General features: G+C 66.9%; 15 protein-coding genes and 1 pseudogene. 6 read left to right on the forward strand and 10 right to left on the reverse strand.

Annotated features, from left to right (window positions below):
- Positions 1–57: 57 nt before the first annotated feature.
- The gene (locus ABT063_RS06830) at positions 58–2,271 is read right to left on the reverse strand and encodes an N-6 DNA methylase (RefSeq protein WP_351056154.1); all 2,214 of its coding nucleotides are present in this window, start codon (positions 2,269–2,271) and stop codon (positions 58–60) included.
- Between the two features lie 337 nt (positions 2,272–2,608).
- On the opposite strand from ABT063_RS06830, the gene ABT063_RS06835 reads away from it, so the two are divergent.
- Positions 2,609–2,902, forward strand: a complete 294-nt coding sequence (locus tag ABT063_RS06835; RefSeq protein ID WP_351056105.1) for a hypothetical protein — start codon at positions 2,609–2,611, stop codon at positions 2,900–2,902.
- 645 nt (positions 2,903–3,547) lie between these two features.
- On the opposite strand, the gene ABT063_RS06840 is transcribed toward ABT063_RS06835, so the two are convergent.
- The 8 genes and pseudogenes from ABT063_RS06840 to ABT063_RS06875 all read right to left on the reverse strand — a co-directional run bounded on the left by ABT063_RS06840 (position 3,548) and on the right by ABT063_RS06875 (position 15,865).
- Complete coding sequence (locus ABT063_RS06840) at positions 3,548–4,891, reverse strand: hypothetical protein (protein WP_351056107.1); 1,344 nt, start codon at positions 4,889–4,891, stop codon at positions 3,548–3,550.
- A gap of 82 nt (positions 4,892–4,973) precedes the next feature.
- Positions 4,974–5,816 (reverse strand): hypothetical protein, encoded by an 843-nt coding sequence (locus ABT063_RS06845; RefSeq protein ID WP_351056108.1) that lies wholly within the window; start codon positions 5,814–5,816, stop codon positions 4,974–4,976.
- Positions 5,813–10,399, reverse strand: coding sequence for a PDDEXK-like endonuclease domain-containing protein (locus ABT063_RS06850; RefSeq protein WP_351056109.1), 4,587 nt, complete (start codon positions 10,397–10,399; stop codon positions 5,813–5,815). The genes ABT063_RS06845 and ABT063_RS06850 overlap by 4 nt, the downstream gene beginning before the upstream one ends.
- Before the next feature lie 723 nt (positions 10,400–11,122).
- Entirely contained in the window at positions 11,123–12,112 is a 990-nt protein-coding gene (locus ABT063_RS06855; RefSeq protein ID WP_351056110.1) for a DUF4365 domain-containing protein, read from the reverse strand.
- Between the two features lie 73 nt (positions 12,113–12,185).
- Entirely contained in the window at positions 12,186–13,451 is a 1,266-nt protein-coding gene (locus tag ABT063_RS06860) for an Ea47 family protein (protein WP_502990761.1), read from the reverse strand.
- A gap of 259 nt (positions 13,452–13,710) precedes the next feature.
- Positions 13,711–13,836, reverse strand: a pseudogene (locus tag ABT063_RS06865) (IS110 family transposase); the annotation flags it as partial.
- Positions 13,837–14,096: 260 nt separating this feature from the next.
- Positions 14,097–14,627 carry a GNAT family N-acetyltransferase gene (locus tag ABT063_RS06870; RefSeq protein WP_351056112.1) on the reverse strand — a complete coding sequence of 177 codons (531 nt, stop codon included), beginning with the start codon at positions 14,625–14,627 and terminating at the stop codon, positions 14,097–14,099.
- Positions 14,612–15,865, reverse strand: coding sequence for a helix-turn-helix domain-containing protein (locus tag ABT063_RS06875; protein ID WP_351056113.1), 1,254 nt, complete (start codon positions 15,863–15,865; stop codon positions 14,612–14,614). The genes ABT063_RS06870 and ABT063_RS06875 overlap by 16 nt, the downstream gene beginning before the upstream one ends.
- Positions 15,866–16,114: 249 nt before the next feature.
- Here ABT063_RS06875 and ABT063_RS06880 point away from each other — a divergent pair, with 249 nt between their 5' ends.
- The 5 genes from ABT063_RS06880 (at position 16,115) to tgmC (ending at position 19,460) form a co-directional block, all read left to right on the forward strand.
- Positions 16,115–16,531 carry an ATP-binding protein gene (locus ABT063_RS06880; RefSeq protein WP_176181113.1) on the forward strand — a complete coding sequence of 139 codons (417 nt, stop codon included), beginning with the start codon at positions 16,115–16,117 and terminating at the stop codon, positions 16,529–16,531.
- A gap of 68 nt (positions 16,532–16,599) precedes the next feature.
- Positions 16,600–16,890: a hypothetical protein gene (locus ABT063_RS06885; RefSeq protein ID WP_351056114.1), complete on the forward strand. Its 291-nt coding sequence runs from the start codon at positions 16,600–16,602 to the stop codon at positions 16,888–16,890.
- 119 nt (positions 16,891–17,009) lie between these two features.
- The gene (gene tgmA / locus ABT063_RS06890; protein ID WP_351056115.1) at positions 17,010–17,312 is read left to right on the forward strand and encodes a putative ATP-grasp-modified RiPP; all 303 of its coding nucleotides are present in this window, start codon (positions 17,010–17,012) and stop codon (positions 17,310–17,312) included.
- Positions 17,313–17,317: 5 nt separating this feature from the next.
- The gene (tgmB, locus tag ABT063_RS06895) at positions 17,318–18,280 is read left to right on the forward strand and encodes an ATP-grasp ribosomal peptide maturase (protein WP_351056116.1); all 963 of its coding nucleotides are present in this window, start codon (positions 17,318–17,320) and stop codon (positions 18,278–18,280) included.
- Entirely contained in the window at positions 18,270–19,460 is a 1,191-nt protein-coding gene (gene tgmC / locus ABT063_RS06900; RefSeq protein WP_351056117.1) for an ATP-grasp peptide maturase system methyltransferase, read from the forward strand. The genes tgmB and tgmC overlap by 11 nt, the downstream gene beginning before the upstream one ends.
- On the opposite strand, the gene ABT063_RS06905 is transcribed toward tgmC, so the two are convergent.
- Entirely contained in the window at positions 19,461–21,137 is a 1,677-nt protein-coding gene (locus ABT063_RS06905; RefSeq protein ID WP_351056118.1) for a relaxase/mobilization nuclease domain-containing protein, read from the reverse strand.
- Position 21,138: the final 1 nt, after the last annotated feature.

The following is a 21,138-nucleotide window of genomic DNA, read 5'->3' on the forward strand; positions in this document are numbered from 1 at the left end:
GGGCATGGGACGGCAGGGATCCAGTGTGGTCGTGTGCGGTGGGACGCGTGGGGCGTTTCAGGCGGAACGGCTGTCCGGGGTGTCCGGTGGCAGGAGTACGCCGGCGGTGAGGCCGGTGGTCAGGGCGGCCGCGGTGTCGGCGGCGAGGTCGGCGGTTCGGCGGACGGCCGCGCGCAGTTCGTACACGCGGCGGAAGGCCTCCCCGTAGCGCCTCTGCTCCTCCAGGGGCAGCAGCGGTACGCGCAGGCGGCCCGGTGTGACGTGCACGAGGGTGCTGCCGGTGGACGCGGAGGCGATGTTGTCCTCGGCGCCGAGGAACCCGGCCAGGAACCACGGGTCGAGGCGGGCCGGGTCGGGGCGCAGGAGGTGGATGTGCGGACCGAGCAGGGCTCCGGCGTCCCGGTCGTCCGCGACCCGGGTCATCGCGGCCGCGTCGCCGCCGCCCGCGACGGCGCGTACGAGGACGTCCCCGGCGGCGACGGGCTGCGCGGCGTCAGCGTGGATGTCAACGGCCCCGCTGGACGGGGGGTTTCCGGCGGAGATGTCCTGGGCGGTCAGGACCAGCCGGTCCACGGCGGGGGCGGCGGGGCCCTTGGAGCCTCGTGTGCCGGGCGTCGCCGCCCGCAGCACGGTCAGGGCCCCGCCGCGTGCCAGGTCGGAGACGGTCGCCGTACGCCACTCGCGGGCCGAGGCCCCGGACGGCAGCCACCCGCCGGACGCGGAGGCGGCTGCCAAGGCGGCGACCTGCTCTGCCAGTTGCTCGTGCAGTTCGTGGACGCGGCGGGCCAGGGCGGCCGGGTCGATGTCGGCCGAGGTCGCCCGCACATGGCGGGCCGGGGTGACATCGACGACGTCGTCGAGGAGGTCGACGAGCGGCACGGCACGGGCGACGCCGGGCTCGTCGGCGTAGGTGTCGGGGGCGGTGGTGAACGCGGCCCACTGGCCGAGGACCCGGTCGGTCAGCCCCGCCCAGTCGAAGGAGGCGGCGGAGGCGGAAGAGGCAGGGGCAGAGGAGGCGGCTGAAGAGGAGGAGCCGGATCGGCGGGGGCGTGAGCCGCCGCGGGTGCCGACGCCGGCCGTGGCCGTGTCGGTGGCGGACGGCGTGCCCGTGGCGCCGTCCCGCTGCTCGCCCTCCCCGTCGACGAACAACACCGTCGTACGGTCCGTGCCGCCCGGCTCGGGGCGTTGGAACACCCAGATCTGCAGGCCGATGTGGAGCGGATACGCGGCACGTGCCGGAAGTGAGACGACGGCGCGCAGGGCCCCGCTGCGGATGAGTTCCGCGCGGACGCGGCGGCCGGAGGAGCGGAAGGCGAGCGCGGGCGGCAGCAGCATGACCGCGTGGCCGCCGGGCTCCAGGTGCGCGAGGGCGTGTTGCACCCAGGCCAGTTCGGATTCGAAGCGCGGTGGGAGTCCGTACGCCCACCGCGGGTCGTAGGCCAGCTCTTCGTGACCCCAATCGCGGTCGGCGAACGGCGGGTTGCACAGGACGGCGTCCACGGTGACGTCGGGGAAGGCGTCGGCGCGCAGGCTGTCGCCGACGCGGATCGCCGCCTCGGCCTCGGGCGCGGCGAGCAGCAGCCGGACCGCGGTGCGCCGGCCCTGGACGGGGAGCGAGTCCTGCCCGAACAGCTCCCGTGCGCCCTGCCGCGCGGCGGCGGCGAGGAGCGTGCCACTGCCGCAGGCAGGGTCGAGGACGCGGGACGCGCCGACGGGCAGGAGCCGTGCCATGAGCAGGGCCAGGCCCTCCGGGGTCTGGTAAACACCGCTGGCGGCGCCCTCGTCCAGTTCGCGTTCGGCGAGGACGTCGATGGCGGCCTGTGCCCCCGCCTCACGGACGCAACCCAGCAGCGCGCGGACCGCGCCCGCGTCGTCGGGACCGTAGCGGACCGGCTCGGCCTCGGGCACGGCAACTGGGAGCTCGCCCGCCGTCTTCTCCGCTCGGGCGATCAGCTGGTCGTCGGGCACGGCGGCGAGTTCGGCCAGCTCCTCCGGCGTGCGGCGGGACGCGGCAGCCACCAGCGGGAACAGCCGCGCGGCCACTCCCGAGCCGGGTCCCAGCAGCCGTAGCGCCGTACGCAGCTCCTCGGTCGGCGAGGCGGTGGAGGTGTGCCCGCGTCCCCGCAGCCATGCCTGGACGGCCGGCAGGTCGTAGAGCGGGCTGGTTTCCGTGCCTGCGCTGGGGGCCGGGAAGTCGTCGTGGCGGCGGCGCCAGTTGCTGACGGTGGCGCGCGTGACCCCTGCGATGCGGGAGATCTCGGCGGCTGTCACGTGCGCGGAGGGGGCCAGTGGGGCTGGTGGCTGCTGGGGCATGGCGTGGGGTTCCGCACCTCTCGGGCCAGTCGGATAGTAACACATTACAGCGGTCATCAAGTCCGTCAACTTGTTTGACGACGCTTTCAGTATTGCGCTTATCTAGTCATGCTTTCGAGTGGAAGCGGCGGCCCGGGGCGCTCTGCTGAGTCCGTGCCGCGCATCCGATCTCTCCAGATCCCTGCCGATCCCTTCCATCGCAACGCCAGGTCAGGGCCGCACCCGACCCCGCGTCCATTCCGCATCGCTGTCGCCACTCACCGCACATCGCACCCGCGACAGGGGAGGAACCCAGATGACCACCCAGCCCCCGCAGCAGCCCGGCTTCCCGCAGCGGCCGGGCTATCCGCAGCCTCCCCTGCCGCAGAAGAAGCGGTCCAAGGCCAAGCTGGGCTGCCTCGGTTGCGGTGGCATCCTGGCTGCCGCGCTCGTCATCGGTGGTATCGCGGCCGCGGTGGGGGCCGGCTCGGGCGACTCCTCGTCCAGCGCCGCGTCCTCCGCCGCGTCTGCCGGCTCCTCCAAGGCCACCGGCTCCTCCAGACCGCCGCGCCCCAGCAGTCCACCGTCGACGACTTCAAGGCGTACGTGAAGGGTGCCGATGTGGACGGGGGTGCGGCAGCGGTGGCCGTGCTGGAGGGGGACGAAAATCGGGGGGAGCCCAGCGTTCCCACGGAAGACGGCGACGACGTTCCCACGGAGGACGCTGCTCAACGGCGCGTTCCATTCGTTCCCATGCAAGGTCAAAAAGCCCCTCGGAGATCAACTCCGAGGGGCCCTTCTGATGCTCCGTGCCTGGTCAGGCATGGTGCCCCCGGCAGGATTCGAAGCTGCGACACCCGCTTTAGGAGTTTTCCCTGGGCGGGGCTGTGACCTGCGGAAACGTCGACTGAGCGGCGCCTGGCCTGGGAAAACACCCCTCCGTAGTTCTCACGTGTTCGCGGGGTTTCCCGGCCTCATGTGTGCTGAATCCGTTCCGCGTGGGCACCGATTTGACGGCATGGAGTCCAGGCTTGGTTCGGTGGTCGCATTACGGATCCACTCTGTCGGCTAGGTCGGGCCAACAAACCAGCGTTCGGGTGCGGAGACGGCTCTTCGGTTGGATGCGTAGCCCTGCGGGGTGCCGAGGCGTGAGCCCCGTGCCGGCGCTCGTGAGCCTGTTCCGCGGACCGAATCAGACCCACGAGCTGCGCCCGTGAAAGGGCAGAGTGACGCCTGTGCTTACGTCCAACGTGGACTAATCGCGCAGCAGGCGCATAGCCAGTATGGAACCGTCGGGATGTATGGAGACGGGACCGTTCCAGCGTGGTGCCCAGACGTCGCGTGGCCATGTGGACCGGCGGGCGTAGATTTCCCGGCGGTACTGTTCCACCCGTCCTTCCTCAAGGTGGCGGAAGAGATCTTCCGCGACTCCGGAGAACGCCTCGACTCGCTTCCGGTTGAGCCGGAAGACGTGGTCGGTGCCGACGAAGTCGATGCCGAAGAACCGATGCCGTGCGTCCTGGACGCTGTCCGTGGCCGCATGGGTCAAGCCTGCGAAGTGTCGTTGCCCTTGCCGTTTTGTCAGGTACGGGACGGTCGCACTTGTGTCTCCAGCGAAGGCCGCAAGGCCGGCTGCGGCTGTGCGGGCAAGCACGTGTTGAAACCACCCGTACAGTTCGGGACTCACGTGATAGCCGGGTTCGGGCTCTGCGGGCTTGTCGTTTTGCGAGGGTGGCTGGATGCCGGGATACACGTTCTCGTCTTTCAACGCGTGATCAAGAACGCGCTCCGGAGCGTCCAGCCAACCTCCCTCTCCACCCGCCTCCAGGGTGTGAACCGCCAGTGGGCCGTCGAGTGGGAGCTCTGTGCTGAACACCAGACACGGTGTCTCGTCCCACGCCCCGATGTGCACTGCCTCCACGTGGGCGGAAGCCGAGGCAAGCTGAGTGTGAGAGGCGGAGAGCCCGCTGTGGTTGCCCTTACAAGCGATCGGGAAGACGCGAGGGGGCTCGCCGGGCCTCCATACCTCGGCGAAGAACTGCGGTCGGTATCGGTAACCCGACTTTGGACCGGAGTCCCTGCTGGTCAAGGCCCACCCTGCGCGCAGAGCTGTGTCAGCCGGCACGATCGAGACGAAGTGGTTCGGATAGCGCCTGCTCAGGAGCCGTGTAGCGAGAGCCAGCGCGAAGCCGGTGCCGAGTTCTCCCGACTGAAGCGCCTTGTAGTACTCCGCGGTCTCCTTGCCCTCGGCGGAGAGCGCCATGAAGGAGTCCGCGTTCCCGGTCAGAGCTTGGCTGTACTTCAGGCAGCCCCAGTGCTCGGCGAGGCCGCGTCCCGCTCCGCGTCGTGCCAAGGTGATTGCCCGTCCAAAAGAGTGCAGCACATCCCAGGGCGTGAGTTGTGCGAGTCGGCCAAGATCCTTTGCGGGTATGGGGTCCAGCCCAGGCTTCCGGCGAAGCCGGTCGAGCTCCTTCTCCTCTCTCTGCTTGTCGTCGTCCGCCGCCGCGATGCTCACGTCCCCGGCCAGTTCCGTGTTCGAGTGGACCGCGACGTTGGACGGCTCCGCAAGGTCCCTCAGAACTTCTGCCGTGATCTTCAATCTGCTCCCCCTCGTGATCCGATGTGCCTGGATTGAGCACTTGTGGCCCGACAGTCACGCCGCAGATTTCTTGCGTGACGGCCTATGTGTCGGCTTGGGGCTGGCTGTCCGCGAGGTCGTTGAGGGCACCGTTCACGACGTACCAGGACACTGTGAGCGTGTCGCGATCGGGAGTGTGCGCCTCGCGGAACTCACGCCGCGGGTGGACGAAATTGCGGTACTTGCAGACGGCCTGGCTGAAGCGCTCCATGTCGACGTCGATCCAGCCCGCCTGGTGGCAGATGTCGATGAGGGCTTTGAGACCGATGAAGTTAGGGTCCTTGTTGCTCAGCAGTGAGGCGTCGCGCTCCTCGATCACCGTAAGCAGGACGCCTTCGAGGAGGCTGCCCAGCATGATGATGGCCGCGACATGAGCGCCGTTGGCGAAGCAGGTGCGGGCTTCGTCAAGTCGGCGCTGGAGCAGTGCGGCCATCCTTGGTTCACGGATGATCTCGGCCATCGTGGCCTTGAGCTCGACCGGCGCCTGCTGGCCCGGGTGCGCCATAGCCGGGTCGCAGACAACGATCCTGGGTCGGCCGCCCGGATTCTCCAGACGGAAGCCCTCGTGGACGAGGAAGGTGTTGACCGCGTTGACGACGGTCGGGAGGACACCAGGTTCGTCGAGGTACTCGCGTGCGTCCGCGAGTCTGACCAGTACCTTCTCCAGCTCGGTGGGGTTGTCACGACGAGCAGTGAGGAGTTGGAGAGTCCACTCGCCCCGGTACTCGCCGTCGTACTCGGGAACATTGAGCCACCCGGCATTCTCCAGGAACTGGGCGATCTCGAAGCCTCTGCGGTAATAGAGGTGGTCGTCACCGCAGATGACGCGGGCCACCTCCTTCAAAGTGTTGCCGTCGAGCGGGCCCAGAACGGCTTCTTGCGTCATGCTGCGTCGTCCTCTGCAGTGTCGTCGTCGATTCGGTCGTCGGTCTGTTCATCCCCGGTGTCCTCGTCGTCGGTGAGCCCGTCGTCCGAGGAGAGGTCGAGCGGCTTCCACTCGGCTTGGGAGCCGGCTACCTGGGCAGCTGGAGTGGAACGCGCATAGCTGGCGGGGCGGATCTCCTGGCGGTCGAGTTCCCCCCACAGACCGTCGAGCGCCGCTTCGGGATCGAAGCGGAATTCGCTCTCCCGTACCCGCCAGAACTCCCAGCCCACGCGCTTCAGTTCGCGGTCCCGCCGCTGGTCGTTCTCGATCTGCTCCCGTGTGGCGTGGTGGAAGGCGTCGCCATCGCACTCCACGGCGAGACGGCCGCGTGCCCCCACGACCACCAAGTCAATGCGCTTGCTACCGGCCGGGAACTGCGGGATCACGTGGTAGCCCCGCTTCTTGATCTCCAGATACACCTGCTGTTCGAAGAGCGAGTCGAAGGGAGCCCTGCGGACGTCCGGCAGCACCGGTCCGATGTCGTCGGCGGCTTCCATCGCGGCGGGCGGGTTCTCCATGTATGTCAGGAGGTTGAGCCGTAGGTCGTGCGGCTTGAGGCGGTCCGGCGGGACCGAGTAGAACAGCCACATCTGATCCTGAGCCCTGCTGGCGGCGACGTTGTATGCCTGCTGCTCGCTCTTGTTCCCGCCCGCTGCGCGCGGCGGGTTCGTCACGACCATGGACAGCAGGATCACGTGACGCTCGTCGCCCTGGAACGAGGCCGCGTTGCCGACGCGAATCTGGTGCTGCTCGCGCACGGTGGCCGGCAGCCGCTGCTCGATGAGGGTCTCCAGGAGCTTGATCTGTCCGAAGCCCTGGAGCACGATCACGCCCATGGTTTTTTCCTGGTAGGCCGGGTCCTCGGCAAGACGGGCCAGACAGTCGACGATCGCCTCGGCCTCCTTGGGGTTGTGGACACGGCTTTCGCGGCCCGCGACAACGGCGCCTTCGACGAAGTGGGTACGCAGCGGGTCCAGCCGTTCGGCGCCGTACTGCCGCAGGGGCAGGAGCTTGTTGTTGTAGAACGTGTTGGAGGACCAGTTGATGATCTCCGGCACACAGCGGAAGTGCTCTTCGAGGCGGATCACCTTTGGGAAGAAGGTGGACAGCAACTGGTACAGGTTTGTGTGCGGCGTGTAGAGCTCGCGCAGTCGGCTGGGCATGTCCGGCAGATGGGCGGCCAGCTTGTCCCGGATAGCTTGGTGACGGCCGTTGCGGGTGAGGGCGGGCGCACACTGTTTGTCGTCACCGACGACGATCACACGGGGAGCCAGCCACAGGAGGAAGAGCGCGTCCATGCCCGCCTGACTGGCCTCGTCCACGATGACGACGTCGAAGGCATCCCGCCTCGCCTGCACCATCTCGGCGACCTGGGGGATGGGCATGACCCACGCGGGCACCGCGTCCTGTGCCACGGACATCGCATCGCGTGCCGCGGCTCTGAAGAAGCCGGTGTTCTTCCCCTTGCCCTTGCCGAGGGACGCCATGTGGGTCCGGTACGCCTGGAGCGCCGAGCGCTGTTCCTGCGTCATCCGCTCCAAGCAGTGCAACCGACCCCAGGCCGCGGCGAGTTCGCCGGTCACCTGCTCCAACCGGTCTTCGTGCTCGCTCAGGTCGCCTTCAAGCTTGCGCTCCAGACCCGGTGTGCGCTGCCTCTCCAGGAACTGTGAAGCCTTCGCCCACGCCCATGCCCGCTCCAGGGATCCCAGCCGTTTCTCCCAGTCGGGATCGTCGGCGTTGTCGAGGAGGCGGCCCGCGAGCAGGGAGTGGCCGGCGCGCAGGGCGCCCAGCAGTTCGTCGCACCGACGCGTACGGTGCTCCCGCCGGTGTGCGGCCACCAGTGCCTCCAGGGCCTCGGCATAAGCCTCCACGTCCTGGTCGCGGAGAGCCTGGACCAGGGCCACGGACTCCGTGGACAGCTGCGTGCCGCTCACGGGGGTGCGAAGGAGTTCGTCCCACGCGGCCAACTGCGCAACGGCCTCGTCGGCGGCGCGTCGGCCACGGAGCGCGGCGACACCGGCGTTGAAGTCCTGCCACGCCTGGCAGGAGGCGATCGTCAGCCGCACCCCGTGACGCACGAGAAGCGCGTCGACGCGGTCCCGGGCCAAACCGAATGCCTCTATGTGCTCAAGGCGATCGGCGCGTGCGGTCAGTTCGGCCAGCCGTACCTCCACGTCCCCCGGCGGGACAGCGGCGTTTACCTGCTGCCAACGCGTGGCCGCGCCGGCGAGCGCGGAGTGCGCCCGGAGGTGGGCCAGCACGGCGTCCAGATCCTCAGTCGTCTGCGGTGTGCGGCCGTCGACAGTGCAGCAGTCCAGCAACTCCTGTGCGTTCTTCTGCACTTTGCCCGGGAACCGGGACCGCAAGGTCTTGCCTGTGGCCAGGTGATCCCGGAGAGCGACACCGGTGGTTGTCAGCTGGCCTGCCTTCTGGGCGGTCAAGTCCTCGGGCATGGTCACCAGGCGCAGACCCAGCGCATCCACGTCCCCTGCGACCTCGCGGATGTCGTCGGTGACGGCTGCCACCCGCTGCCACAGTCCGAGGTCGGATCGGCAGATCCGGTCCGTCAGCGCTCGAGTGATCCAGGAACCGGGATCCCAGCGTGTGGCGTCGGCAGGCATTCCGAGGTGATGAAGGGCTGTCTCGGAGGCATCGAGCAGCGAAGCCAGTTCGGAGGTCACGGACACGTCGAGATGGGCGATTACGTTCCGGATCTCGACGGCCTCTGCCGACAGACCCTCATCGCTGAGGCGGCTGGCCGCGAATACGTCCGCGACCTGCCGGGGCGAAGGAAGATCGTCAGGCACGGGAAGCACGCCGCCAGCCCGTGGTTCACCCGCGCCGTCACGCAGCAGGACGAGCAGTTCGTGGGCCTGCTCGGAGGCCAGTGGCGGGACGTCTTCGGCGGTGTCGGGCAGGCGGCCGATCCATCCGAACTCTTCGGCACCCGTTTGAACCTGCTCCACGATCTCGGCGAGCGTTCCTGCGTATCCCGGTGCCACGCTCCGATGCCGGTACTCGGTCTCACGGAGCGAGATCACCTGCTCCGTGAGCGTCTCGATCCGCCCCCGAGCCTCGTTCCGCTCGCCGGTGAGGCGGCGGATCTCAGCACGTAGTTCGGCGGGGTCACTGGCGGCCACCTGGTCGGTGAGCGCGTTGATGGTGCGCTCCAGTTCGCCCTCGCTTTCGCCGTTGTGGCGAGTGGAGCTGAGGAGCAGGACGCACAAGTCCCTTACGGGTTGCGGAAGCTTGTCCCGCAACACGGTGAGCGGCTGGTCGCGAGCGCTGGTGACGAGTACCCGCTGGCCCTGTGCGAGCAGTGCCGAGACAAGGTTGGCGATGGTGTGGGTCTTGCCCGTCCCCGGCGGCCCCTGGACCACCACACCGGTGTCGTGCTCCAGGCGTCCCAGCACGCTGCGCTGCTGAGCGTTCGTCTTGCCCGGGAACAGGGGATCGTCACCGAAGAGCGGCGCCCTCTGGATCCCGTCCCAGGTGGAACGATCGGCGGGCTCGATGTTCATGGCCATCTGGGCCAGGCCGAGCGGTGCCTGGCCCTCCGAGGCCACCGTCTCGGCGATCTGGTCGTAGAACCGCAGCAGCGAGTTGAGGTTGCGTGGGCGCATGACCAGGGCTGGCGCGTAGGTGAGACGCGCCCCCAGTTCAGGTGCGCGGGGTGGCTCCCACGCTGCGCTGAAGCCCATGGGCCGAGTGGTCGCCCGCTCCTGCCACTGCGCGAGCTGCTCCAGCGCCTCGGGCCCCAGCGGGTCCATCCCGCGAGCCGTGATCTCCTCCGAGAGAGCGGCCCCGCGCTCGCGTACCCAACCATCATCACTGTCCAGGAAATCCTGGTCTTCGAGACGCAGGGCGCTCTCCGGCGACAGTTGCACCGTAAGCCGCGCCGTGCGGCGATCCACCGATGTCTCTACCCGATGGGTAAACAAATGGCGGTGCACTACGTCACCATCCGGGGTGACCCAGGTCAAAAGCCCTATGCCCAGGACGAGTTCCGTCTGGTCGTCCTCCCGGGATAGCTTCTGGTGCCACGCATACAACCGGTCGTAGAGCTCGCGGAGCGGTCGTTCCGCGCGCTCCCGCGCCGCCCACCGGCGCCAGCGATCCAGCCACGTTCCATAGGCCCGCAGCACGTCCCCGGCCTCTTCACGGCGCAGGGTGCCTTCCTCTGCTGGCGGTTCCTTGTCGTCCGCAACGCGCACCAGTTCGCCTCCCGGCCCCTCCTCCGCAAGAGGCGGATCGCCTCCGTCGGGGTCCAGGCAACTCGTCGGCTCGACCCAGCCGTCGAGTGAGTCGGGCAGGTCGGGTGGCGCACTCTGCGGCACGTGGCCGAGCGTCAGGAGCAGGCCGTCAGGGCGGGGTGCCGGCCTGCGGACGGGCTCCGGCAGTCTGGCCAGCCACAGACGTTCACGGTTGCGGTCGTCACGCTGCCGCTGGTGGCTGCTGTGGACCATGTCGCGTAGGAAGTTGACCAGCCCTGCTGTTTGCCCGATGACATCGGGGTCACTCGCATGGCGTCGCGGATTGTTCACCGTTCTCCTCTCGGCCGCTGCCGAACGTTTCAGGATGAGGGTCGGTTGAGAGCACAACAATGAGCCCGGGGCAGGATGACCGGATCTGTCTCACAGATTCGGCGCCGCGCACGTCGTTGAATGGGATGTTCGCGGACGTGCAGAAGGGGCTGGTTGGGTGCGCTTGGCAGTGCTTCCGTCAGGTGCCTCTACGCAGGTGGGGGCGCTGCAGCGGCCAACAGGAGATATACCGGCACGCACTCGCATGCGAGGTACTGAGGGCGCACGAGCGGAGGGTTTAGTTGACAGCGAACGATGACCGGTTATGGTGCAAACCGGACGTCCGGCTTAATTGCTGAAGCTCGGAGTGCCCACGTCGTGAGCGATGGCGAATGTCGGTACTGCTCGGGAGCGTACGAGGTCGGCTCGAAGGCCGACCTGACGCGCAGAACAGCCCGCCTCCCTGGGGAAGAAGCTCCAGGGAGACGGGCTGACACTTGGTGCACCCGGCAGGATTCGAACCTGCGACACCCGCTTTAGGAGATCATCCGAAAGTTCCGCTGATCGGCGGTGAGGCTTGTCTGTCTCCTGCGCATGGTGTGCTGTCGGTCCTGCCGGTACGGCAACATGCGCTGGAGTTGCCGTCAAAAACTGCGGTCACTCCACTGCTTCCCCTGGCTTGCTTCCCGCGAGCGTCGACCAGAGGGGCGTCAGCCGGAGGTCCCAGGGCGGGGCCAGTACAGGTCACTCTGTGGCGCCTGCGTGACGGAAGATGTCGCCAAAAGTGACATGCTTGATAATTTCCGCCAATTCCACGAGTAGAGTTGAGGGTAGGCCATTCCTGGCACAGTTAGCGTATGCCGTTTGCACAAGAGCCCACAATATTGACCGGCTTAAAATTTGCTCACTAGTTTCACCCTCAATTTGCTTTACGCCCTCAGATAGTGCCGATTTGAAATTCGATGTCATCTCGCCATCGCGCGAGAAGACGCCGATATCAATGGCGAGTTGATGGGCGACTGACACGATTGAGGCCCGATGATGCTTCACATAGGTAGGCTCAGATCCTTCTTCGTCCGCTTCTTCTGCTGCTTCGGCAAGGACTGATAGCGAGTAGCCAACACTGCGATCAGCGTGATCGATGCGAGCAAACCAAGAAAGGTACTCTACAGCCGATTCGTTGAATCGACGGGATCTTTCGAACGTAACAGGGACCGTACTGGTTCCCGCCTCTAAGAGGGTTACGTGGTCGAAACTCCCGTCAGGAATCGTATACCACCCCACATTGTTATTGACGTCCCAAAGCGTAACGATCACAAAATCACTACTCCGAGACCAGCGCAAGACCTGTTCGGCATTAATATACAGGACAGGAAGGGCGGACTTTTCATCAGAACAATCCTTTGTCGTCCCCTTTACCTGCACCCAGATCCTCGACGCATCAACACGTTCTCGAAGGCACGTCTGTACTAAGAGATCTTCCCCGTAATCCTCTCTGATCGTGTCGACTGCATGCCCTCCGTTCACCCAGAGGGACCGCACGGCATTCTCTGCCTTTGCTGCAGTTTGGTGCTGCTGAGGTCGTTTAGGCACTGCTTCTCCTCGATGAGTCAGGCCGTCCGATGCCTGAGCTTGCGATAACTTCTTACGGAGGCCCATCTGCTCAGGCCGCTGGATGGCCAGGAAGCCGCGCAGATGGCTACTCGCTGGCTTGCACGACGGCTCCTTATGCACGTCCCGATCAGCGATGCGCCTGCTCGATTGTGCGGCTCACAGAGCTACCCAACGGAAATCCTCGACGAGTGACTCACAGGCCCCGGAGTTCCATTTCTTTCCATGTTCTGAAAATTGGAATCATGGTGTTCATCATGCCGGGATCAGATTCTACGGGGTCGCTGCAATTTGTCTCACCGTTCGGCCCTCTCGTCACGGTGCACACTTGCTCCGACCGACGCCCGTCACGGGTGACCGCGTAAACCGCGAGCGCCTCCGTCTTGTCTACCCGATCACGGGCAGGGATCAGTACCGTGTTCAATTTCTTTTCCAGTTCCGTCTGCACCCCTGTCCACATTTCTCCGATAACAAGGACACCATCGGCACGCGACGACTCCGCTAGACGGGCAAGTCTTTCAAACGATAGCCGCTTGGTGCGCTGACTGTCGAACCCCATCGCCTGAATATGCAGGACGGATTCTCCAGCGAGCAGAAAAGCAAACGTTCCGTGGTAGCCGTCCTTCTCCATTACCTGACGCGCTATCTTCATCATGCCCGGAACTCGGGCAATAGCGTCACCGTCAGGAAAATCCGGCAGCTGGTAGCCCTTGGCCGCCTTCTGTGCTTTCGCTTCGTCGACTTCGAACTCCTCCGAGACATCGGACAGGGCGCTGCCATCTGGAGCCGAGAAGTGGCTAGTGAGTTCGGATTGTGCGATATGCATGCATGGGAGATACCCTGAGGTACGCGGGAGTTCGGCGTTCACACACTCACGGTATGTCCCTTCCAGATTACAGGTTTCGACGTCAGATGCTTGGTGTCCGATGCGAAGGAGATCGTTCAGATGCATGTAGACGGCGGCGGCTGCATCCAGAATCTCCCAGGATTCCAGTTCCTTATCAATCCAGCGCCTTCCGATCGTGATCGTGCCGAACGGAGGCATGCCGCGTGATGCTTTAATAGCAGTAAGGATCTCCTGCACGCTCATGCGGGGAGGGAATGTCCCCTGCAGTTCTGACCGGGTGCGCCAGTCTCCGATCCACGTCACATGACAAGAGCTGTGGAGATCCAGGTCAGACTCGTGAACGATGCGATTACGTGAATTCTTAGCCCACCGCATTACTTGCAGTTTCGCCGTGGTGTCACTGTATGTCGTGAACCATTCCTGAAACCCTGGCAAATTCGCCTTATGCTTGAGCAGGAGACTTGTAACGCTCCGATGAGTTTGGAGAAAAGAATTCAAGGCCAGCCTGAAGTCATCTGGGTCGAAATACGATTCTTGCACTGCGTGCCACTGAGCGTGGCAGTCCATGAGGCGCTTATGCGCATGTGGCATCGGGCATGATGAATTTGACGACACGGCTTACCGTCCTCTGCGGGGGTGAAAACTGGCTTATTGTCCCATAGGGGGCAGGCATGTGCATCGAATATTCACACGCGGGCCGGCCTCGATCTTGCATAAGGGTCCGTCGGCTTGCGCTCGCTGACGGACCCTTTCGGCTCGTTTGGGGCGGAGATCTCTGCGGGTATGCAGGCTGGTGGCCCGGCTGTCGCGTCGAGCGGGCGCCGGGTTCTACGGCTCCGGCGTACGGGTTCTGGGCTTGGACGTGTTATCAGCCCTCACCGCGTCTCTTGAGGTAGTACTCCCGGTTGGCGCCTTCGCGGATGATGCTGGTCTGCGCGGAGAGGTAGAAGACTCTGCGGCGGCCGGAATCGCGTGGGACGGGGACCAGTCCGGCGGCCGATCTGAAAGGCCAGGTCGGCGGCGACGATCTGTGTAGCAACATCCTCGCCGGGCAGCGCGGTCTGCTGCGCCTGGGTCGCTTCCCCGGCCGCGGCCGGGCTGTCCGCGTCGCGGGCACCTCGATTGACCGGCCAAGAGGTCAGGGGGCCAAGCCGCGTCGGCGAAGGGCGGCTGGGTGCTGGTAGCCGGTCAGCAGCACCAGTTTCCGGCGCGTCGGGCAGTCTCTGGACCAACTGCCGAAGAACCTGTTCTGATGGCGGTTCAGTCCCGAAGGTCCTGGACCATCACTGCGTACACGGGTGAGTCGGCGAAGGGCTGTTGTTCGCCGGCCTTGGCGTACCCCCACGATTCGTAGAGTTCCTGCACCTTTGGGTGGGTGACGTCGACCAGGAGCACGGCGAGGTCTTCCGTACGTTCCTTTAGGAGCGCCTCGTGCAATCGCTCGGAGATGCCCTGCTTGCGCCAGCCAGGGCGCACCATCACCTCGGACACGGCATACGTGGAGGTGTAGCCAGTTTTCGGCGAGTAGCCCGTGGAGCGCCACCACTCCCGGCCGGGGGCGAGCGGGGCGCCGTAGGCGAAGCCAGCGGGCTCCTCTCCGTCGTAAGCCACGACGCAGGAGAAGCCCTCCATGCCGGTCCAGTGGTCAACGAACCAGGCGAAGCGTTGGTGGAAGGGGTCGTCCATCTGGTCGGCATAGGCGTCGGCGTGTACGTCGATGAGCATCTGCCGGAAGCCCTCGGGGAGGTTCCCGTGCTGGAAGTGACGTAGGTCGGTCACGCTCGACTCCATTCGGTGCGCATGCGGTCTGCCCAGTCTCGTGCGTAGGAGGCTGAGGGGGACAGGGCGAACAGGCCCCGGTGGAAGTCGCCGATGAGCGTGCGCATCCGGCCGGGCATGGGATCTCCGTCCATGATCGTGAAGACATCGGCGGCTGTCACTGTGGCTTGTTCGGCGTCGCCCTGGTGCAGTTGCGCGAGGGCGAGTTGGGCCGTGGCGAGCGCCCTGTTGCGCCGGAAGGGCTCCGGGATCTTGGCCAGGGCCCGGTGTGCCATGGCTTCGGCGTGGGTGTGGTGTCCGCTGTTGTAGTGGACGATGGCGGCGAGGTGATCGAGTTCGGCCTGGCCGTAGAAGGCTGTCCAGCGTGGGCGCTCGCGTTCCGGAGTCTTGGTGAAGGCGTCCTGGGCCGATCCGAGGGATCGCCCGGCGATGCGGCCATCACCGAGTGCCGCGTAGGCGAGGGCGGCGCGGACGCGACCCAGGGAGTCGAAGAACGGGTCACGTCGTGCGGCCGGAGAGGCTTGTGCGGCCTGCGCTGCCGCGAGCGCTTCCGGCCAGTTCTGGCGCTGGTAGGCGAGCATGGACAGGTTGACCCACACCCGCATTTCGGTGGGGCCGTCCTGGGAGAGGCCGGCGTACGTCGCGGATTCGTTCAGGTGCCGTTGCGCCTGATCGAGGTTGCGGGCGTCGATGCAGGACCAGGCCGCGATGGTGGAGTACTCGGCGGCCAGCGCGTACAGGGCTCGGCGGACGCGTTCACCGGCATTGCGCTGCTGCAACTCCAGTACGCCGTCACGGCCCTTCGTCGCCGCCTTCTCCAACTCCACGTGTCCACCCTGGCGGTCGTCGGCCTCTACGAGCGCGTTCATCCCGGCGGCGGCCCGAGCCACATCTGACATGCCGACCGTGCGGCGCTGGGCGACCAGTGGAACCGCGGCGGCTGCCGTCCCGGTGGCCGAGGCGATGAAGGTGCGACGCCGCACAGGGTCCTCCTGCGGGTGGTGCATGGTGCGTGGTGCGCTGAACCCTAAGTCCTCGACGGGGCAGCCGAACACCCGCTCCAGCGCCGCGCATGTACGGCCGATGGGGCGGCGGGACGTTCCGTTCAGCAGGTTGCGGACGGTGCGGGCGGAGACGTCGCCGGGCCTGCCGGTGATCTCTGCCAGGGCCGTGTTCATCCGACCAGCCAATTCATCCTGGGTGAGCCCGAGTTCATCCATCCGGCTCTTGAGGATGGCGTTCGCTCCCATGCCACTGACCGTAGACCGGCGGTCACCGACCGATCCAGACCCCGGGTCACGGGAACGCAAAGTCTTCCGGGTCGGGGCGGCCAGCGCGGGCACGACTTTTCCTGTTCCTCACGGGCCACAGGCCGTTGACTCGTAGCAGCCCGTCGAGGTCCTGATTCCCCTTTCCTCGACGGCATGGAGGAGAGCCCGCCCCGGCGCCACCCCGTCGCGGGGGCGGGCGTCCACCCCCGGAGGGATGTTCCTGTGACCATGACCGCAGCCCGACCTACTGCGACCGGCACCCCCGGTTACACCGAGACGATGCCGTGCGAGCCGGAATCCGCTCGCCGGGCCCGCATGCTCGTCTCCGCCGCACTGAGCACTTGGGGCATAGGCGAGTTGGCTGAGGCCGGGGTGCAGATCGTGGCTGAGCTGGTCAACAACGCAATCGACCACACCCGGTGCCGGAACGTCCGTGTCCTGGTCACGCGTCCCAGCCAGGGCGTCGTGCGCATCGGCGTCGCCGATACCTGCAGGGAAGGCCCCGAGCTGGGCAGCCCCGATGACGATGCCGAGGAGGGGCGGGGCCTGCTCCTGGTCGAGGCCCTTAGCTGGAGATGGGGATACGACCGGAAGCGCTGGGGCAAGGTCGTGTGGGCCGAGCTGGAAGTGCCGGCCAAGTGCTGAGACCTCGCGTGCTGTTACGGCTGATGCCTGCTGACGAGCTGGTGGACGATCCCAGCGCGGAAGCGTGCGTGGAGCTCATCATCCTCGGCCCCCTCCGCTCGACAAGTGACCCCGGCACCGCGATATTCGCCGAGCCCTTGCGCATCACCCCAGTGGATCTCTTCAGGCTGCACATGGAGTCGGCCCATGCACTTGGGGAAATCCGAGCCGAAGCCACGGGGGCGGAGATCGAGTACAAGCGGCGTCTCAACCGGTGGCATGAGGACGGCCGAGTCGCGGTCGAGTCCATGGAACCGGAGGTAGTGCTCCTTGCGCGCGTGCTTGAGGCACTGCGCCGGGAAGCTCTCGCGCCGGGCTGACCCGGTTCCAAGGGGCGACCGGCGCTCCACGACTTCCGCTTGGCGACTCGATGTCCGAGGCGCTGGGCGGACGAACAAGGCAGGCCAAAGCTCAGAACCTTCCCGGAGAAAGGAAGACCGTGTTCACCTACATGGACCGATTCCCCACCGGCAGCCCGCTGCCACAGGGACACCTGACCGCCGCTCCTTGGGGCCTGCGCCGCATCGCCCCATACCCGCTCGTAGCGGCGCCGGACTACGTGACGGTGGAACTGGACCCGGCGACGCAGACCGCCCGGTACCTGGACGCGTCCGGAGCGCCCACCATGTCTCCGGGGCACGGCACATCGTCCGGTACCAATCCGTCTACTGGCACCACGGGCCAGGGCGACCGCAACAGCGACTCCCCGGACAGCGACACGGGGAACGACACCGACCAGTGACTCCAGTGACGAACGACGATCGTCCGGTCCTGGTCGTCACGAACCTCGACGACCCGACCGCGGACATTGTGATCACCGAGCTGCACGACCGGGGTGTCCCGGTCGTGCGGTTCGACTCCGGTGACTTCCCGGCCACCCTGTCGTGCTCTGCCTCCATCGGCGACACCGACAGGTGGCGAGGAAGCGTGCAGACTCCGAGTCGGCGAGCCGACCTGGGCGCCGTGAGGTCCATGTACTACCGGCGCCCCTCTGGGTTCGCCTTCCCCTACCTCGACAGGCAGGAAGAGCGGTTCGCCATCGCGCACGCGCGCTACGGGCTGGGTGGCATCCTCACCTCGCTGCCCGGCTGCCTGTACGTAAATCACCCCAACCGCATCGGTGACGCCGAGTACAAACCGGCCGGGCTCGCGACCGCGGCGGCGGCTGGCTTCACCCTGCCGCCCACACTGATCACCAATGTGCCTGACGATGCGCGGGCGTTCATCGAGGATCACGGCCCAACCATCTTCAAACCCATCTCGGTTCCGCTATACCTGGTCGACGGCAAGGCCCAGACTGTGCCCGTAACCGAAGTGACCATCGACGAGATCGACGACGCGGTGGCCGGCACCATGCACCTGTTCCAGAAGTGCGTGGACAAGGTCGCGGACGTCCGGGTGACGGTCATCGGCGATCAGGTCTTCGCGGTGCGAATCGACTCCGGCCTCCTAGACTGGCGCACCGACTACGGCACCCACACATACACGCCCGTCACCCCGCCGCCCGAGGTGGGGCATGCCATGCGTGCCTACCTGAAGCACTTCGGGCTTGTCTTCGGGGCATTCGACTTCGCCTTGACCGCCTCCGGCGAGTGGGTCTTCATCGAGTGCAATCCTTCGGGGCAGTGGGCATGGATGGAGCCGCCGACCGGGCTGCCCATGACCGCGGCACTCGCCGATCTCCTGGAAGGAGGACTCCGTGGCCGGTGAGCCTGATGCCGAGACAACGGCAGCCGACCTCCGACGGCAGCTGGCCGCCGGACTGGAGAAGGACGGCTGGCTGCGGTCACCTCAGTGGCGGGCTGCCGTTGAGGCAGTGCCCCGCCACGTGTTCATTCCGCGCTTCTACCGGGAGAGCGACGGCCTTGGTGTCACCACTTGGGAGCCGGTCACTGAGGCGAACGCCGGCCAGGAAGAGTGGCTCCGACTCGTCTACTCCGACGAGACCTGGATGACCCAGTTCGACGGCCGGGACATCGACTGGGCCGATCCGAAGCCGATCACCAACGCGGTCCCGACCTCGTCGTCCACTCTGCCGAGCCTCGTGGTCCGGATGCTCGAAGACCTGGACGTACACGAAGGCATGAACGTACTGGAAATCGGGACAGGCACCGGCTACTCGACTGCACTGATGTGCCACCGGCTTGGCAGTGAGGCCGTGACCTCGCTCGAGACGGACGAAGGTGTGGCACGGCGAGCCCACGAGGCTCTCGCGAGGTCCGGTTATACCCCTGACCTGGTGGTGGGCGACGGCCGCGTCGGCCACCTCGACGGAGCCCCCTACGACCGGCTGATTGCCACGTGCGGCTTCCGCAACATCCCCCCTGCCTGGCTGGAGCAAGTGCCGCCCGGTGGCGTCATCCTGACCACTCTGCGCGGCTGGATGCGCTCCCTCGGCCTGGTCAAGCTCATCGTCACCGGCGACAGCGCGAGCGGCTGGTTCAGCGAGGACGACCCGAGCTTCATGATCGCCCGCCAGCAGGATGCGCCGGAGAGCCTCGGCATGGTGCCGGGGCCCGACGATGGCACGAAGCGGAAGGTCACGTACGGGCCGGAAGTCCTCACCAGTTCGGGGCCCGGCTTCATGGCACAGCTCGCGGCGCCAGATGCCCGCTTCTTCTCCATGTCGGTCGACGCCGGTCCGGTGAGCACGTTCGTGCTGGACAGCGGCACTGATTCGTTCGCCGTCCTCGCTCCCACGGACAACGGTTGGGAGGTCCGCCAGGGCGGCCCGCGCCGCCTCTGGGACGCGGTCGAGTCGGCGGTGGCCACCTGGGAGGAGTACGGCTCACCGAGCACTGCCGCGTTCGGGGTGACGGCATCCCGCGATGCGCAGGTGGTGTGGCTCGGGAACCCGAACGGTCCTCAATGGTTGCTTCCCCCCTCGTGATCAACGCCGCCGAGCTTGATGCTCCTGCGCAGGCGGTACGGCTGGCTGCTCTGGCACATGACGGGTATTTACTGCCTGCGCTCTCGGTCCCGGCGCGTGGCGTTCGCCGAGGTGGCGGACGCGCCAAGTAAGGGCGCGGGCGAGTCTGTGGGCGTCGTCCAGGGTGCGCTGGCTGACCGCGCGGTCGAGGACCGTGGCCGCGTTGTGCCCGGCTGCTTCCGCCTCGGCGAGCACGGTGGCAAGGGCGTCCCAGGCGGGGTCGGTCAGGATGCCTTCGGCGTGCTCGGGGACCGCCTGCTGCACGTGCTGGGCGTAGCGGCGTTTGGTCTGCGGGCTGGGTGCCCGGCTGGCGAGGCCAGCCAGTACCGGTCCGGCGATCTGCACGTACGCGGCCTGCAGGTGGATGAGGGTCTGCTCGGCTGCCGCCTGCTGCTGGGGGTGCTGACGGGTGCGGTGCCAGTGCATCGCGTAGGCGACCGCGGTGAGCGCGACGTCCAGCAGCATCGCCAGGCCGGCACCGTCTCCATCTCGTGCGGGGTCCTTCCAGATCGCCTGGACACTGCGGCGCAGGGCGCAGGCACTGGCGTCGTCGGCAGCGATGCGGGAGCGGGTGGCGCGCTCGAAGGCGACGGCGGCGCGTTCGAGTTCGGCCCGCACCGTGGCGGGGGCGGTGAGCGGGAGCAGATCGAATGCTGCGCCGAGCGCGGCCAGCTGGCCCTGAGCCACTTCGTCGCTGCTGCGGGTTAGGTGGTGGGGGATGCGTTCGGTGGCGGCGGTGGCCTGGTGCCAGGGGTTGCCCGGCCGGACGGCCTTCGGTTCGGGGGTCGTGGTGGTGAGGCGTTGGCGGATCTTGGGCAGGGAGAGGTCGCCGGCGAGGGTGGAACCGGCGTAGAACACGGGCTCGCCCTTGTCGTTGATGTCACCGGGCAGGGCGAAGTTGCAGCCGAGCGCGTCGCCGGAGGGGCCGCGCTTGAGGCGCACGGTCACGCCAGTGGCCTCCAGCAGGGCGAAGAACTCGGCCTCGTCCGTTGCTGCGGCGACGGCACGGCGGACCCGCAGGCGCAGTACATCGCGGGTTGCCGCTTCCTGACCCAGGCGCTTGGCCTTGAAGTGCTCCTTGCTAGTGGGGCGCTTGGCGGCGGTGCCGTCGCCCGGCTTCAACCGCCTCAGCCGGTAGTCGACTTCGATCTGGCGGGCTTCGCGCTGAACGGCACGCTGGTCGTAGTCGCGCTGGGGGCGCCGGCCGTCCTGGCGGACGAGGGTGGCGGCGATGTGGATGTGGTCGTCGGCGTGGCGGACGGCCACCCAGCGACACGCTTCGGCGTCGCCTTCGGGGGCGATGCCGGCGGCGGCCACGATCCGGCGGGCGATGTCGGCCCACTGGGCGTCGGTGAGGATCGGGTCTTCGGGTGCGGCGCGGACGGGGCAGTGCCACACGGTGTACTTGGGTGCCTTGTCGCCCAGCATCTTCACGGGCTGGTCGAGCTGTGCGGCGAGCTGGGCCTCCACCTCCTTCGGGTCGCGGTGGGGGCTGCGGCCGGGGTCGGGGGCGAAGTCGTTCCAGGAGGCCACCAGGTGTGGGTCGATGTGCTCGTTGGCCCGGCCCTTGCCGAAGAGGTAGCCGATCGTGCGGCGGGTGGCGTGTGGCCCCTTGCCGAGGATGATCTTCGGGATCAAT

The organism is Streptomyces sp. NPDC002838, from assembly GCF_040295365.1.
Taxonomy (GTDB): domain Bacteria; phylum Actinomycetota; class Actinomycetes; order Streptomycetales; family Streptomycetaceae; genus Streptomyces.

Bases quoted from the DNA above. Each gene is read 5' to 3' on its own strand.
- ABT063_RS06835 (WP_351056105.1), top strand. From the start codon at position 2,609: ATGACCACCCAGCCCCCGCAGCAGCCCGGCTTCCCGCAGCGGCCGGGC.
- ABT063_RS06845 (WP_351056108.1), bottom strand. From the start codon at position 5,816: ATGACGCAAGAAGCCGTTCTGGGCCCGCTCGACGGCAACACTTTGAAG.
- ABT063_RS06870 (WP_351056112.1), bottom strand. From the start codon at position 14,627: ATGGAGTCGAGCGTGACCGACCTACGTCACTTCCAGCACGGGAACCTC.
- ABT063_RS06875 (WP_351056113.1), bottom strand. From the start codon at position 15,865: ATGGGAGCGAACGCCATCCTCAAGAGCCGGATGGATGAACTCGGGCTC.
- ABT063_RS06880 (WP_176181113.1), top strand. From the start codon at position 16,115: ATGACCGCAGCCCGACCTACTGCGACCGGCACCCCCGGTTACACCGAG.